Annotated in this window: 11 protein-coding genes; all 11 read right to left on the reverse strand. The window is 71.4% G+C overall.

The window, feature by feature from the left end:
* Positions 1 to 75: 75 nt before the first annotated feature.
* On the reverse strand, positions 76 to 1,728 hold the full coding sequence (gene pgi, locus ACFP1Z_RS22815) for a glucose-6-phosphate isomerase (protein WP_390319205.1): 1,653 nt from the start codon (positions 1,726 to 1,728) through the stop codon (positions 76 to 78).
* Positions 1,729 to 1,895: 167 nt separating this feature from the next.
* On the reverse strand, positions 1,896 to 2,231 hold the full coding sequence (locus tag ACFP1Z_RS22820; RefSeq protein WP_003957010.1) for an RNA polymerase-binding protein RbpA: 336 nt from the start codon (positions 2,229 to 2,231) through the stop codon (positions 1,896 to 1,898).
* A 182-nt stretch (positions 2,232 to 2,413) separates the two neighbouring features.
* Positions 2,414 to 2,650 (reverse strand): preprotein translocase subunit SecG, encoded by a 237-nt coding sequence (secG, locus tag ACFP1Z_RS22825; RefSeq protein WP_390318882.1) that lies wholly within the window; start codon positions 2,648 to 2,650, stop codon positions 2,414 to 2,416.
* A 158-nt stretch (positions 2,651 to 2,808) separates the two neighbouring features.
* Complete coding sequence (tpiA, locus tag ACFP1Z_RS22830) at positions 2,809 to 3,591, reverse strand: triose-phosphate isomerase (RefSeq protein WP_390318884.1); 783 nt, start codon at positions 3,589 to 3,591, stop codon at positions 2,809 to 2,811.
* Positions 3,592 to 3,606: 15 nt separating this feature from the next.
* The gene (locus tag ACFP1Z_RS22835) at positions 3,607 to 4,818 is read right to left on the reverse strand and encodes a phosphoglycerate kinase (RefSeq protein WP_390318886.1); all 1,212 of its coding nucleotides are present in this window, start codon (positions 4,816 to 4,818) and stop codon (positions 3,607 to 3,609) included.
* Between the two features lie 149 nt (positions 4,819 to 4,967).
* Positions 4,968 to 5,972 (reverse strand): type I glyceraldehyde-3-phosphate dehydrogenase, encoded by a 1,005-nt coding sequence (gene gap / locus ACFP1Z_RS22840; protein ID WP_390318888.1) that lies wholly within the window; start codon positions 5,970 to 5,972, stop codon positions 4,968 to 4,970.
* Between the two features lie 211 nt (positions 5,973 to 6,183).
* Positions 6,184 to 9,120, reverse strand: coding sequence for a M14 family metallopeptidase (locus ACFP1Z_RS22845; protein WP_390318890.1), 2,937 nt, complete (start codon positions 9,118 to 9,120; stop codon positions 6,184 to 6,186).
* Between the two features lie 165 nt (positions 9,121 to 9,285).
* On the reverse strand, positions 9,286 to 10,293 hold the full coding sequence (gene whiA, locus ACFP1Z_RS22850; protein WP_390318892.1) for a DNA-binding protein WhiA: 1,008 nt from the start codon (positions 10,291 to 10,293) through the stop codon (positions 9,286 to 9,288).
* Positions 10,284 to 11,333, reverse strand: a complete 1,050-nt coding sequence (locus ACFP1Z_RS22855) for a gluconeogenesis factor YvcK family protein (protein ID WP_390318894.1) — start codon at positions 11,331 to 11,333, stop codon at positions 10,284 to 10,286. The genes whiA and ACFP1Z_RS22855 overlap by 10 nt, the downstream gene beginning before the upstream one ends.
* Positions 11,330 to 12,262 (reverse strand): RNase adapter RapZ, encoded by a 933-nt coding sequence (gene rapZ, locus ACFP1Z_RS22860; RefSeq protein WP_390318896.1) that lies wholly within the window; start codon positions 12,260 to 12,262, stop codon positions 11,330 to 11,332. Before rapZ ends, ACFP1Z_RS22855 begins: the two co-directional genes overlap by 4 nt.
* 168 nt (positions 12,263 to 12,430) lie before the next feature.
* Positions 12,431 to 14,647: an excinuclease ABC subunit UvrC gene (gene uvrC, locus ACFP1Z_RS22865; RefSeq protein ID WP_390318898.1), complete on the reverse strand. Its 2,217-nt coding sequence runs from the start codon at positions 14,645 to 14,647 to the stop codon at positions 12,431 to 12,433.
* Between the last annotated feature and the right edge of the window lie 154 nt (positions 14,648 to 14,801).

Below are 14,801 nucleotides of genomic sequence, written 5' to 3' on the forward strand. Positions count from 1 at the left end.
GGACGGGCTGGATTTTCCAGCCCGTCCGGCGTTTGAGGACCGGGGTCTGGGGCGGAGCCCCAGTTACGGGACCCCTTACCGCCCCCGCAGCTCCCGGTACCGCGCCACCAGCGCAGCGGTAGACGCATCCAACCCGGAAACCTCCGCGGAAGCGGAAAGCGCCGGCTCCACCCGCTTCGCGAGCACCTTCCCCAGCTCGACCCCCCACTGGTCGAAGGAGTCGATGTTCCAGATCGCCCCCTGCACGAACACCTTGTGCTCGTACAGCGCGATCAACTGCCCCAGCACGGACGGCGTCAGCTCCCGCGCGAGGATCGTCGTCGTCGGCCGGTTCCCCCGGAACGTCTTGTGCGGGATCAGCTCGGCGGGCACGCCCTCCGACGCGACCTCTTCCGGGGTCTTGCCGAAGGCGAGCGCCTGACCCTGGGCGAAGAGGTTCGCCATCAGCAGGTCGTGCTGGGCGACGAGACCGGGCTCCAGGTCGGCCACCGGCCGGGCGAAGCCGATCAGGTCGGCGGGGATGAGCTCGGTGCCCTGGTGGATCAACTGGTAGTAGGCGTGCTGCCCGTTGGTCCCGGGGGTGCCCCAGACGACCGGCCCGGTCTGCCAGTTGACCCGCTCCCCGTCGCGCGTGACGGACTTGCCGTTGGACTCCATGTCCAACTGCTGGAGATAGGCGGGGAACTTGGACAGGTAGTGGCTGTAGGGCAGCACCGCGTGCGACTGGGCGCCGTGGAAGTTGCCGTACCAGATGCCGAGCAGACCGAGCAGCAGCGGCGCGTTCCGCTCCGGCGGCGCCGTGCGGAAGTGCTCGTCGACGAGGTGGAAGCCGGCGAGCATCTCACGGAAGTGGTCGGGGCCGATGGCGATCATGAGGGAGAGGCCGATGGCGGAGTCGTAGGAGTAACGGCCGCCCACCCAGTCCCAGAACTCGAACATGTTGCACGGGTCGATACCGAACTCGCGGACCTTGGCCTCGTTCGTCGACAGCGCGACGAAGTGCTTGGCCACGGCCTCCTCCCCGGCGCCGAGTCCGGCCAGCAGCCAGGCGCGCGCGGAGGTGGCGTTGGTGATGGTCTCGATCGTGGTGAAGGTCTTGGACGCGACGATGAACAGGGTCTCGGCCGGGTCCAGGTCCCGCAGGGCCTCGTGCAGGTCGGCGCCGTCGACGTTGGAGACGAAACGCACCGTCAGGTCGCGGTCGGTGTAGGCGCGCAGGGCCTCGTAGGCCATCGCGGGGCCGAGGTCGGAGCCGCCGATGCCGATGTTGACGACGGCGCGGATCCGCTTGCCGGTGTGGCCCTTCCAGTCGCCGGAGCGCACCCGGTCGGTGAAGACCTGCATCTTGCGCAGGACGGCGTGCACTCCGGGCACGACATTCTCGCCGTCGGTGGTGATGACGGCGGACTCGGGGGCGCGCAGCGCGGTGTGCAGCACGGCCCGGTTCTCGGTGGTGTTGATCTTCTCGCCGCGGAACATGGCGTCGCGCAGCGCGGCGACGCCGGTGGCCGACGCGAGCTCGCGCAGCAGGCGCAGGGTCTCGTCGGTGACGAGGTGCTTGGAGTAGTCCAGGTGCAGATCGCCGACAGTGAGCGTATAGCGCTCGGCGCGGTCCGCGTCGTCCGCGAAAAGCTGCCGCAGCTGCACCTCCCCCAGCTCTTCCCGGTGCTTGGCCAGTGCCTGCCACTCGGGGGTCCGGTCGAGCCTGCCGCGGCCTTCTGCGTTCATATCGGACATCGCTCACTTCTCACTCGTAGCTGACTCATCGTCCAACCTAACGGAACGGGGCTTTGTTCCAATGTCAGGGCGGGGGACGGGACGCGAACGGCCCGGCCGCGCACCCCTCGTCGAAGGAGGGGGCGCGGCCGGGCCGCTTCGCTGTCACTGTCGGCCGGTCAGATCTCGCCGCGCAGCTTGGCGAGGGCCTCGGCGAGGATGGCCTCGCCGTCGGCGTCACTGCGCCGCTCCCGGACATAGGCGAGATGGGTCTTGTACGGCTCGGTGCGCGGCGGGTCCGGCGGATTGTCCCGGTCCTGGCCGGCCGGGAAGCCGCAGCGCGGGCAGTCCCAGGTGTCCGGCACCTGTGCGTCACTGGCGAAGCTCGGCTGCGTCTCGTGCCCGTTCGAGCACCAGAAGGAGATGCGGAGGCGCGGGGCCGACTCGCCCCGCTCGGCCTCCCCCATCGGCCCCGCTCCGACCCGGCTTCCCCGGATCGCGTTGCCACTTGCCACGGTCGTAACTCCCTGCGTGATGGTGCTGCACTGTGCCGAAAGCGGCTGCGCCGCGGGGTCGTACGAACGGCTCCGCTGCGGGCGCCCCAGTCTACGTAAGGCCCAACGCGCGTCCACTGGCAGGAGTTGCGGCCCGGCCGCGTGGACGCGAGCCCATGATAGGCCCCGTCCACGACGGTACGTCAGCGATTGAGCTTCATCAGCAACCCGAGCACGACAATGCACGCGAACCACAGCAGGCCGACGACGATCGTGATGCGGTCGAGGTTGCGCTCGGCGACCGAGGAGCCACCGACGGACGACTGCATGCCACCGCCGAACATGTCGGACAGGCCGCCGCCCTTCCCCTTGTGCATGAGCACCAGCATCATCATCAGCAGGCTGAAGACGATGAGGGCGATCGAGAACCCGATGACCACGGCTTGACCAACTCTCTCGGACTGAAGTACAGGCTGGAACAGGTGCGGGGCCGGGCGGCGCGCGAACGCGCCGGTCCCGGCCCCGACAGGGTACTTCGACGACGGTCCGTCGTCATAGCGGCCGCCGGGGCGGCCGCGGGGACGGACTCGTGGGCGGGCTACTGGTCCCGGAAGCGGACGATCTTGACGAACTCGTCGACGTCCAGCGAGGCCCCGCCGATCAGGGCGCCGTCCACATCCGGCTTCGCCATGATCGCGGCGACATTGCCGGACTTGACGGAGCCGCCGTACTGGATGCGGATCTTGTCGGCGACCTCGCGGCCGTACAGCTCGGCGAGGCGGCCGCGGATGGCCCCGCAGACCTCCTGCGCGTCCTCGGGGGTGGCGACCTCGCCGGTGCCGATGGCCCACACCGGCTCGTAGGCGATCACGATGGACTCGGCCTGCTCGGCCGGGACGTCCGCGAGCGCGCCGTCGACCTGGGCCAGGGTGTGCGCGACCTGGCCGCCGGCCTTGCGCACGTCCAGGCCCTCGCCGACGCACAGGATCGGGGTGAGCCCGTGCCGGTAGGCGGCCTTGACCTTGGCGTTGCAGAGCTCGTCGGTCTCGTTGTGGTACTGGCGGCGCTCGGAGTGCCCGATCACCACGTAGGTGCACTTGAGCTTGGCGAGCATCGAGCCGGAGATCTCGCCGGTGTAGGCGCCGGAGTCGTAGGCGGAGACGTCCTGCGCCCCGTACTTGATCTTCAGCTTGTCGCCGTCGACGAGGGTCTGCACCGAGCGCAGATCCGTGAACGGCGGCAGCACGGCGACCTCGGTGCCCTCGTAGTCCTTGTCGGCGAGGGCGAAGGCGAGCTTCTGGACGTGGGCGATGGCCTCAAGGTGGTTGAGGTTCATCTTCCAGTTGCCCGCCATCAGCGGGGTGCGGCCGGTGTTTTCCATGGATGCCACGGTGGTTCAGTCCTCCAGTGCGGCGAGGCCGGGGAGCGTCTTGCCCTCAAGGTATTCGAGGCTCGCGCCGCCGCCGGTCGAGATGTGGCCGAAAGCGTTCTCGTCGAAGCCCAGCAGGCGCACGGCCGCGGCCGAGTCGCCGCCGCCGACGACGGTGAAGGCCTCGGAGTCGATCAGGCCCTGCGCGACGGCCTTGGTGCCGTTCGCGTAGTCGGGGTGCTCGAAGACGCCCATCGGGCCGTTCCAGAAGACCGTGCCGGCGTCGGCGAGCTTCGCCGCGTACAGCTCCCGGGTCTTCGGGCCGATGTCCAGGCCCTCCTTGTCGGCGGGGATGGCGTCCGAGGCGACGAGCTCGGGGCTCGCGGGGGCCTTGGTCTTCAGGTCCGGGAAGTCGGCGGAGACCAGGACGTCGACGGGGAGGAGGAACTCCACGCCGCGCTTCTCGGCCTCGGCGAGGTACTCCAGGCAGACCGGGATCTGGTCCTCCTGGAGCAGGGAGATGCCGACCTCGTGGCCCTTGGCCTTGAGGAAGGTGTACGACATGCCGCCGCCGATGAGGATGCGGTCGGCCTTCTTCAGCAGGTTGTCGATGACGCCCAGCTTGTCGGAGACCTTGGCACCGCCGAGGACGACCACGTACGGGCGCCGTACGTCCTCGGTGAGCTTCTTGAGCACCCCGACCTCGGTGGCGATCAGGTCGCCCGCGGCGTGCGGCAGGCGCGCCGGGAGGTCGTAGACGGAGGCGTGCTTGCGGTGCACCGCGCCGAAGCCGTCGCCGACGTACAGATCGGCCAGCCGCGCCAGCTGGTCGGCGAACGCGCCGCGCTCGGCGTCGTCCTTGGCCGTCTCGCCCGCGTTGAAACGGAGGTTCTCCAGCAGCGTGACCTCGCCGTTCGCCAGGGCGGCGACGGTGGCCTTCGCGCTGTCGCCGACCGTGTCGGTGGCGAACGAGACGTTCTTGCCCAGCAGCTCACCGAGTCGCTTCGCGACCGGGGCCAGGGAGAACTGCGGGTCCGGGGCACCCTTGGGGCGGCCCAGGTGGGAGGCGACGATCACCTTGGCACCCGCCTCGGCGAGCTTGCTGATCGTCGGGGCGACGGCGCGGATGCGGCCGTCGTCGGTGATGGTCTCGCCCTGGAGCGGGACGTTGAGGTCGGCGCGGACGAAGACCCGCTTGCCCTCGACGCCGCCCTGGATGAGCTCGTCGATCGTCTTCATGGAGTGACTCCGTGACGTCCGTGATGGATCGGTGTGGTCCAGGGGGCCGGGGATGCCCCCGGGGAGAACGGGGCACGGGACGGGGCCCGGACGAGCGCGTCGCCGCGCCGTACGAGCCCCGTGCCCACAGTGCCTCGATCAGCCGGTGATCAGAGCTGGCCGCCGACGAAGACGGTCAGGTCCACCAGGCGGTTGGAGTAGCCCCACTCGTTGTCGTACCAGCCGACGACCTTGACCTGCTTGCCCTGGACCATCGTCAGCTGCGAGTCGAAGGTGCAGGAGGCCGGCCAGTTGACGATGTCGGAGGAGACGATCGGGTCCTCGGTGTATTCCAGGACACCCTTGAGCTGGCCCTCGGCGGCCTTCTGGAAGGCGGCGTTGATCTCTTCCTTGGTGACCTCGCGGTCGAGCTCAAGGACCAGGTCGGTGACCGAGCCGGTCGGGACCGGGACGCGCATGGCGATGCCGTCCAGCTTGCCCTTGAGCTGCGGGAGGACCAGGGCGGTGGCCTTGGCGGCACCGGTCGAGGTCGGGATGATGTTCTCCGCGGCGGCGCGGGCGCGGCGCAGGTCGGAGTGCGGGAAGTCCAGGATGCGCTGGTCGTTGGTGTACGCGTGGACCGTGGTCATCATGCCCTTGACGATGCCGAAGTTCTCGTCGAGAACCTTGGCCATCGGCGCCACACAGTTGGTGGTGCAGGAGGCGTTGGAGATGACGTGGTGGTTGGCCGCGTCGTACTTGTCCTGGTTGACGCCCATCACGATGGTGATGTCCTCGCCCTTGGCGGGCGCGGAGATGAGGACCTTCTTGGCGCCGGCGGCGAGGTGCTTGGCGGCGTCCTCGCGCTTGGTGAAGATGCCGGTGGACTCGATGACGATGTCGGCGCCGAGCTCGCCCCACGGGAGGGCGGCCGGGTCGCGCTCGGCCATCGTCTTGAAGGTCATGTCACCAACGGTGATCGTGTCGTCGGTGTGGCTGACCTCCTGCTGCAGACGGCCCAGGATCGAGTCGTACTTCAGCAGGTGCACCAGGGTGGCATTGTCGGTCAGGTCATTGACACCGACGATCTCGATGTCCGCACCCTGCTCCAGGAGCGCACGGAAGTAGTTGCGACCAATACGGCCAAAGCCGTTGATGCCTACGCGGATCGTCACGAACCGATCTCCTCGTTGGTGTGCCGGACATTCCGCCGGCGGCTTATTGGGATGTCCCCGACCACCAACGACCCTACCTCTAACAAGGGGGGTACGTGACATTTGGTTGCGCGGCCCCGGGGTGCCGCGCGGGCAGGGGCGCGAACACGCGGACCCCGCTTCCCACAAGGGAACACGAGGGAAAGCAGAGCCCGCGTGAGCGGGGTGGAGCTCACCCGTGCACGGCCTTCAGGGCGGCCCGGAGCAGGTCCGCGCGGGCCCGTTCGGACGGCACGTTCTCCAGGCCGAAACCGAGCAGCACGGTGCGCTCGGTGGCGATCGCGGCGAAGGAGCGCGCGAGCTCCCGGGAGCGGGACCAGTCGCCCCGGTTGCCGGGGCTGCCGGCCGGCGGTCCGGGCACGGACCAGGCGCCGAGGGAGGTCTCGAAGCCCTCGGTGGACGGCTCGCCCTTCCCCGTGGTGACGGTGGCCTCGTCGACGAAGGCCCCGGCCCCGCCGTTGCTCGCGTCGGTCACGTACGCGATCGCGAGCTCGGCCTTCTTGCCCGCGTACGGGCCGAGGTCGACGGAGACGGGCCGCCAGCCGCCGGAGGAGCCGGTGAAGCTGTTCCAGGTGCCGGTGGTGCCCTTGGCGGCGCAGCCGCCGCCGTCGCGGGCGAGGTAGTGGCCGAGGAAGGGGTGCAGCTTCAGGTACGTACCGTCACCGCAGTCGGCGGGCACCTTCGCGGACGTACCGCCGTTCGTGTCGGGCAGGGTGGTCCAGTCGTCACTGCCGACGGTGTGCGCCTCGACGACGACGTGGTCGTAGCCGGGTTCGGTGTCGTGGCTGAGCCGGAAGGACAGGTTCGGCTTGTCCGCGGGGCTGACCCCGGTCAGGTCGACGGTGCGGGCGAGACGCATCCAGGCGGCGTCCCGGTGTTCGGCTGCGGCCATCCACTCCCCCGCGTACGGCTGGAACGGGCCGCGCACGCCCGGGTAGTCGCCGGCGCCGGCGCTGCGGAACTGCGGGAACCGCTCGGGCGGCAGCTGCGCGGAGGTGGGGACGTACGAGCTCGCCGCGCCGGCGTTCTTCAGGCCGGTGGCGACACCGGAGAGCGGGCCGGTGCCGGCGAAGGACGCCGCGCCGGTGAGCGGTGTGCGGCCGGTCGCGCCGAGCCAGTACTTGCTGAAGTCCTCGGTGTCGGCGCCCTCGACGCTCACACTGCCGCCGGCCTCCTTGCCGAGGGTGACGAGCCTGCCGCCTTCGTTGACGAAGTCGCGCACGGCGAGCGCGGTCGCGCCGTCCGGCCGGTGGTCGCCCGAGTACCACACGACGGACCTGAAGTGGCCGAGCACGCCGAGCGGATGGGGCGCGCCCTGGGCGGCGACGTCCCACACGGCGGCCTGGTGCCCGGCGGCGGCGAGGGCCTGGGTGTAGGCGGCCAGCTGCCGGGTGGGCGCGCCCTCGTCGGCGAGGACGAGGGTGTCGGCCTCGGGGCGCCGCCAGACGGTGTAGGTGAAGGGCTCGCTCGCGGTCGGCCCGCCCGCCTCCGTACGGCCGGTGAACCACACCTGCACCTTCGAGCCGACGTCCGCGCCGTCGACGTAGCCGCGGTACTCCTCGAAGCGGATGTTGTCCGTGCCGCCGTAGCGGTCGCCGCCGCGCCACGCGGTGAGCGGCGCGGTGCGCGTACTGCCGCCGTCGACGCGGTAGTTGAGCCGCTTGTCGCGCACGCTTCTGCGGGCGGTGACGGAGACCTCCTGCTCCTCGCCGCGCGCGAAGGAGGCGGTGAAGGCGTCGGGCGTGAAGTCCGGGGCGCTCAGGCCGACGGAGGAGGACGGGGTGTCGGGGTGCTCCGCGGTCTCGGCGACGGACAGCGCGAAGGGGATGTTCTTCTCGAACTCGGCCTGGATCAGCCTGCGGTCGTCCGGGAAGTGGAACGAGGACGGGCAGTCGGCCGGGTTCCAGCGCCCGGTGGTGTCGGCCTTCGAGGCGGTCTGACAGGTCGACATCTCCGGCGTGAACATCATGACGCCGTTGACGTTGGCGGCGTGGCCGTCGGCCTCGCCGTTGGTGGTGTACAACTCGGCGGCGCGCTCCGGCCGGTAGCCGGGGACCGCCGGTTTGTCGGGGGTGCCGGCCAGCGCCCGGTAGAGCACGTCGTCGGGTGTGGGCGTGGCGATCTGCCAGCCGACGCCGTACAGCAACAGCTCGGCGGCGGAGTGGTAGTTGACGGCGTAGCGGAAGCGGACGCGCTTCTCGAAGGCGTCGAGGGCACGCGTCTCCGGCTCGGAGGCCGGGCTCTTGCCGCGGTAGGTCTCGGAGGCCGGGTCGGGGGACGAACCCTCGTTGTCGTAGCCCCATTTGTAGGGGAAGTTGCGGTTGAGGTCGACGCCGTCGCCGGGGGTGATCTTCCCGTCGCCGTTGTTGTCGCGCAGGTTCTTGCGCCACAGCCGGGTCGCCGGTCCCTCGAAGGTGTAGTCGTAGCCGTCGGGGTTGGCGGAGAGCACGAACCACAGCTCGGTACGGTCGACGATGCGCGTAATACGGTCGTCGCGCCCGTAGTTGTCGATGTAGTGGTGCATCAGCCGGCGCGTCATCTCCGGGGTGATCCACTCCCGGGCGTGCTGGTTCGACAGATAGAGCACGGCCGGTCTCGCGCCGTCGGGGGTGCTCCCCGCGTCCTTGGTGACCTTGACGGCGAGGATGTCCTTGCCCCTGAGGCTCTTGCCGATGCTCTCCACCTTGGCCAGGCCCGGGTGCTCCCGGCCGGTATTGACCATCTCCTCCATGAGTCCGCCCTTGGGCGCGTACGGGCGGAAGACGCCGTCGCCCTGGGCGGCGAGCTGTTCCCGGACGTCCCGGGGGATGCGCTTCTCCTTCAGGGCCACGCCCTGCGCGCGCAGGCTGCGGGCCTGCTCGCCGGTGAGGACCAGCTCCACGGACCGCGCCGCCCCGCCGGCGGGCCGCTCGCCGAGCTCGTGCCCGTCGACCCCGGCCCGCGCCAGCAGCGGCAGCTGGGCGCTGGTGACCTCGGCGGTCCACACGCTCAGCGCGCCGTCGTCATGACTGTGCGGCGGAGCCGGTTGTGCCTGTGCGAAGGGTGCCGCGGCGAGCCCGCCGAAGAGCAACGAAGCGGCCGCGAGAATCGTTCTCGCCCTGCGTCTCATGAACCCCCCTTACCCCGGTTCGGCACGTCGCTGTACCGACGCCAGGCTGGTGACGCCGCATGAGTGTGTCAATGGCGTCCGGGGGGCCCGGCCGAAAACCGTCCGCCCCCGGCGCGTCGGAGGCGGCGGGGGCGGACGGGGAAGGCTTTTCGAGCTGACGGACGGTCAGCCCGCGACGTTCTCCGCGAGCTCCTCGGAGAGCTCGGTCAGATCGGCCAGGTTCGACTCGGTGCCGGGGATGCCGAGGTCCTGGGCACGCTTGTCGGCCATCGCGAGCAGCCGGCGGATCCGGCCCGCGACGGCGTCCTTGGTCAGCGGCGGGTCGGCGAGCGCGCCCAGCTCCTCCAGGGAGGCCTGCTTGTGCTCCATGCGCAGCCGGCCGGCGGCGGCGAGGTGCTCGGGCACCTCCTCGCCGAGGATCTCCAGCGCCCGCTGCACACGCGCGCCGGCGGCGACGGCGGCACGGGCCGAGCGGCGCAGATTGGCGTCGTCGAAGTTGGCCAGCCGGTTGGCGGTGGCCCGCACCTCGCGGCGCATCCGCCGCTCCTCCCACGCCAGCACGGACTCGTGGGCGCCCAGGCGGGTCAACAGGGCACCGATGGCATCACCGTCGCGGACCACGACACGGTCCACGCCGCGCACCTCGCGGGCCTTGGCGGCGATCTGCAGTCTGCGGGCCGCGCCGACGAGCGCGAGCGCCGCCTCGGGCCCGGGGCAGGTCACCTCCAGCGAGGAGGAGCGGCCGGGCTCGGTGAGCGAGCCGTGGGCGAGGAACGCGCCCCGCCAGGCGGCCTCGGCATCGCAGGTCGCCCCGGAGACCACCTGCGGCGGCAGGCCCCGGATCGGCCGGCCCCGGCCGTCGACCAGCCCCGTCTGCCGGGCCAGCTGATCGCCGCCCGCCACCACCCGCACCACGTAGCGGCTGCCGCGGCGCAGCCCGCCGGGGGCCATCACCACGAGGTCGGAGGCGTGCCCGAAGATCTCCAGGATGTCCCTGCGCAGCCGCCGGGCGGCGATCCCGGTATCCAGCTCGGCCTCGATCACGATGCGGCCGCTGACGAGATGGAGTCCGCCCGCGAACCGCAGGATGGCCGAGACCTCCGCTTTCCGGCAGCAGGTCCGGGTGACGGGGAGCCGGGAGATTTCGTCCTTCACCGCTGCCGTCATCGCCATGGGCCGATCCTTCCATGCATCCGAAAAATACGGTCGTACGCGGCGGCCAACAGCTCCGGGTCGTGCGTGGGGGAGCCGTCCGGCGCGGCCACGCGCGCCAGCTCGACCGTGGCCCCCAGTCGCTCGGCGGCGTCCGTCAGGCTCTTGCGGTCGGGCACGGCGTCCTCGTCGGCCAGCACCACGTCCAGGGCGAGTTTAGGGGCGTGTCGTGCCAAAACCTCCAAATGACGCTGCGGGGAGAAGCCACTGGTTTCGCCCGGTTGCGGGGCGAGGTTGAGCGAGAGCACCCGGCGGGCCTTGGTCTCCTGCAGCGCGTCGAGGAGTTCGGGGACCAGCAGATGCGGGATGACGGAGGAGAACCAGGAGCCGGGGCCGAGGACCACCCAGTCGGCGTCCAGGACGGCCTCGACGGCCTCGGGGACGGCGGGCGGGTCCTCGGGCACGACGTGCACGGACTGCACCTCGCCGGGGGTGAGCGCCACGGTGGCCTGCCCGCACACGGTGCTGGTCTCCTCCGGGGCGGCCGGGTCGTGGCCACGCACGAGGGCCTGCAACTGGAGCGGCACCGCCGACATCGGCAGCACCCGGCCGTGCGCGCCGAGCAGCTTGCCCACCAGGTCCAGGGCCTTGACGTGGTCGCCGAGCTGCTCCCACAGGGCGACGATGAGCAGATTGCCCACCGCGTGCCCGTGCAGATCGCCCTCGCTGGCGAAGCGGTGCTGGATGACCCGGGCCCAGGTCTGGCCCCAGTCGTCGTCGCCGCACAGGGCGGCGAGCGCCTTGCGCAGATCGCCGGGGGGCAGCACGCCCAGCTCGTCGCGGAGCCGGCCGCTGGAGCCGCCGTCGTCGGCGACGGTGACGACGGCGGTCAGGTCGCCGGTGATACGGCGCAGCGCGGCGAGCGAGGCGGACAGCCCGTGGCCGCCGCCGAGGGCGACGACCTTGGGCTGGGCGCCGCAGTTCGCGCGGGCCTCACGGCCCCGGGTGCGGCTGGGGACGAGCCGCCGCATGCGGCGCATCCGGAAGGTACGGCCGGTCACTCGCGCCCCATGTCCCGGTGGACGACGACGGTCTCGACACCCTCCGAGACCAGGCGGTGGGCGAGCTTCTCGGACATGGCCACGGAGCGGTGCTTGCCGCCGGTGCAGCCGACCGCGATGGTCACGTACCGCTTGCCCTCGCGGCGGTAGCCGGCGGCGATGAGCTGGAGGAGCTCGGTGTAGCGGTCGAGGAACTCCTTGGCGCCCGGCTGGTTGAAGACGTAGCCGGAGACCTCCTCGTTGAGGCCGGTGTAGGGGCGCAGCTCGGGCACCCAGTGCGGATTGGGCAGGAAGCGGCAGTCCACCACGAGGTCGGCGTCGACGGGCAGGCCGTACTTGTAGCCGAAGGACATCACGGTGGCCCGCAGCTCGGGCTCCTCCTCGCCGGCGAACTGGGCGTCGAGCTTGGCGCGCAGCTCGTGCACGTTGAGGCTGGAGGTGTCGATCACCAGGTCGGCGTCGCCGCGCAGCTCGCGCAGCAGGTCGCGCTCGGCGGCGATGCCGTCGACGATGCGCCCGGAGCCCTGCAGGGGGTGCGGGCGGCGCACGGACTCGAAGCGGCGCACGAGGGCGTCGTCGGAGGCCTCCAGGAAGATCACGCGCCGTTTGACCTTCTTGGCCGCGAGGTCCGCGAGGGACTCGCGGAGGTTGTCGAAGAAGCGCCGGCCGCGCACGTCGACCACCACGGCGATCCGGGCCACATTGCCCTGCGAGCGGGCGCCGAGGTCCACCATGGTGGGGATCAGGGCGGGCGGCAGGTTGTCCACGACGAACCAGCCGAGGTCCTCCAGGCACTTGGCGGCGGTGCTGCGGCCCGCCCCCGACATGCCGGAGATGATCACCAGTTCGGGGATGCCCGCCGCTTCACCGGCGCCGTCCGCCGTTGTGCCCGTACTCACCTGTGCTCCGTCTCGATCGGTCCCGGTCATGCTGGCTTCCCCCGTTCCGTTGACAACGCCGCGGGCGCGGCCCCGTCTTCCCTCGCCGATCCCCGCGGGCCCCGGCCTGCCGGCCGGGAGGGAACCGGACTGATTCTGACCCATGCCGCTCCCCCGGCGGCGCTGCGGTGGCCGCGCGAGCGCGGCGCGAGCCCCCGGTCACGGCTGCTCCTCTTCCAGGATCTCGCCGGTGGCCATGTTCACGGCAGGGGCCGCGGGGGCTGCCGTGGCGAGCGCGGCGGCGACGGTCTCGGCGGTCCTGCGGCCGATGCCGGGCACCTCGCAGATCTGCTCGACCGTGGCGGCGCGCAGCCGCTTGAGGGAGCCGAAGTGCTTGAGCAGGGCGCGCTTGCGGGTCTCGCCGAGGCCGCTGACGGCGTCGAGAGGGCCGGCCTTCATCGACTTGGCGCGTTTGCCGCGCTGGTAGGTGATGGCGAAGCGGTGCGCCTCGTCGCGGACGCGCTGCAGCAGATACAGGCCCTCGCTGGTGCGGGGCAGGACCACGGGGTCGTCCTCGCCGGGCAGCCAGACCTCCTCCAGCCGCTTGGCGAGACCGCAGACCGCGACGTCCTCGACGCCGAGCTCGTCCAACGCGGCGCGGGCGGCGGCGACCTGGGGCGCACCACCGTCGACGACGACGAGCTGCGGGGGGTAGGCGAAGCGCTTGGGGCGGCCGTCGTCGTCCACGGCGGGGCGGTCGGCGTCCGCAACCGGACCACGACCGGCATCCGCCGCCGGACCCCCGTCGGCAACCGCCACCGGACCACGGCCGCCGTCCTCCACCGCACCGCCGCCGACAGCCGCCACCGGACCACTACCGGCACCCGACGCCAGACCCCCGTCGGCAACCGCCACCGGACCACGGTCGGTTTCCGCCGTCGGCCCCCCGTCGAAGCCCTCCACCAGGCTGCCCGCGGCGGGCGCGCCGTTCTCGGCCGCGGTGCCGGGGTCCTCCTCGCCCCACTCCCCCGTGCGCTGCTTCTCCTGCAGATAGCGGCGGAAGCGGCGGCCGACGACCTCGTGCATGGCGCGTACGTCGTCCTGGCCGGCGAAGCTCTTGATCTGGAAGCGCCGGTACTCGCTCTTGCGGGCCAGGCCGTCCTCGAAGACGACCATGGAGGCGACCACGTCCTGCCCCTGGAGGTGGGAGATGTCGAAACACTCGATGCGCAGCGGCGCCGAGTCCAGGCCGAGGGCCTCGGCGATCTCCTCCAGGGCGCGGGAGCGGGTGGTCAGGTCGGAGGCGCGCTTGGTCTTGTGCAGGGCGAGGGCCTGCGCCGCGTTGCGCTGGACCGTGGCCATGAGGTCCTTCTTGTCGCCGCGCTGCGGCACGCGCAGGTCGACGCGGGAGCCGCGCCGCCCGGTGAGCCACTGCACGAGCGGCTCGGCGGGCTCGGGCAGGGCGGGGACGAGGACTTCCTTGGGGACGGCGTCGCCGCTCTCCTCGCCGTAGAGCTGCTGCAGGGCGTGCTCGACCAGCCCCGCCGTGTCGACGGCCTCGACCTTGTCGGTGACCCAGCCGCGCTGGCCCCGGACGCGCCCGCCGCGCACGTGGAAGATCTGCACGGCGGCCTCCAGCTCGTCCTCGGCGACGGCGATCAGATCGGCGTCGGTGGCGTCGGCGAGGACGACGGCGTTCTTCTCCATGGCGCGCTTGAGGGCCGCTATGTCGTCCCGCAGCCGGGCCGCCTTCTCGTACTCCATCTCCTCGGCGGCCTCGCGCATCCCCTGCTCCAGGCGGCGCAGGTACGCGCCGGTGCGGCCGGCCATGAAGTCGCAGAATTCCTCGGCGAGTTCGCGGTGGTCCTCGGGGCTGATGCGGCCGACGCAGGGGGCGGAGCACTTGCCGATGTAGCCGAGGAGGCAGGGGCGGCCGATCTGGGCGGAGCGCTTGAACACCCCGGCGGAGCAGGTGCGTACGGGGAAGACCCGCAGCATCAGGTCGACGGTCTCGCGGATCGCCCACGCGTGCGCGTACGGGCCGAAGTAGCGCACGCCTTTCTTCTTGGGGCCGCGCATGACCTGCACGCGCGGGAACTCCTCGTTCATGGTGACGGCGAGGGACGGATAGCTCTTGTCGTCCCGGTACTTGACGTTGAACCGGGGGTCGTACTCCTTGATCCAGGAGTACTCCAGCTGCAGCGCCTCGACCTCGGTGGAGACCACGGTCCACTCCACGGAGGCGGCCGTGGTGACCATGGTGCGGGTACGCGGGTGCAGGCCCGCGAGATCCTGGAAGTACGAGGAGAGGCGCTGGCGCAGGCTCTTCGCCTTCCCCACGTAGATCACGCGGCCGTGCTCGTCGCGGAACCGGTAGACCCCCGGCGAGTCGGGGATCTGTCCCGGCTTGGGGCGGTAGCTGCTGGGATCGGCCATGTTCCAACCCTACTTGCGGGCACTGACAACGCCGTGACTCCCCGGTTACGCCCGTACGCTCGCAGGGGCCGCCGCGGGCATGGAGCGGCCCCGGTGGCGAGTGCGCGCCACCGGGGCTCTTGGGGCGGTCGGAGTCCGCCCCGGGTGGGTGGCC

Origin of the sequence: Streptomyces gamaensis (assembly GCF_042656465.1) — a bacterium.
Taxonomy (GTDB): domain Bacteria; phylum Actinomycetota; class Actinomycetes; order Streptomycetales; family Streptomycetaceae; genus Streptomyces; species Streptomyces gamaensis.

Excerpts from the sequence above, each read along its gene's own strand:
- pgi (WP_390319205.1), bottom strand. The coding sequence starts at position 1,728 with ATGAACGCAGAAGGCCGCGGCAGGCTCGACCGGACCCCCGAGTGGCAG.
- tpiA (WP_390318884.1), bottom strand. The coding sequence starts at position 3,591 with ATGGAAAACACCGGCCGCACCCCGCTGATGGCGGGCAACTGGAAGATG.
- ACFP1Z_RS22835 (WP_390318886.1), bottom strand. The coding sequence starts at position 4,818 with ATGAAGACGATCGACGAGCTCATCCAGGGCGGCGTCGAGGGCAAGCGG.
- ACFP1Z_RS22845 (WP_390318890.1), bottom strand. The coding sequence starts at position 9,120 with ATGAGACGCAGGGCGAGAACGATTCTCGCGGCCGCTTCGTTGCTCTTC.
- whiA (WP_390318892.1), bottom strand. The coding sequence starts at position 10,293 with ATGGCGATGACGGCAGCGGTGAAGGACGAAATCTCCCGGCTCCCCGTC.
- rapZ (WP_390318896.1), bottom strand. The coding sequence starts at position 12,262 with ATGACCGGGACCGATCGAGACGGAGCACAGGTGAGTACGGGCACAACG.
- uvrC (WP_390318898.1), bottom strand. The coding sequence starts at position 14,647 with ATGGCCGATCCCAGCAGCTACCGCCCCAAGCCGGGACAGATCCCCGAC.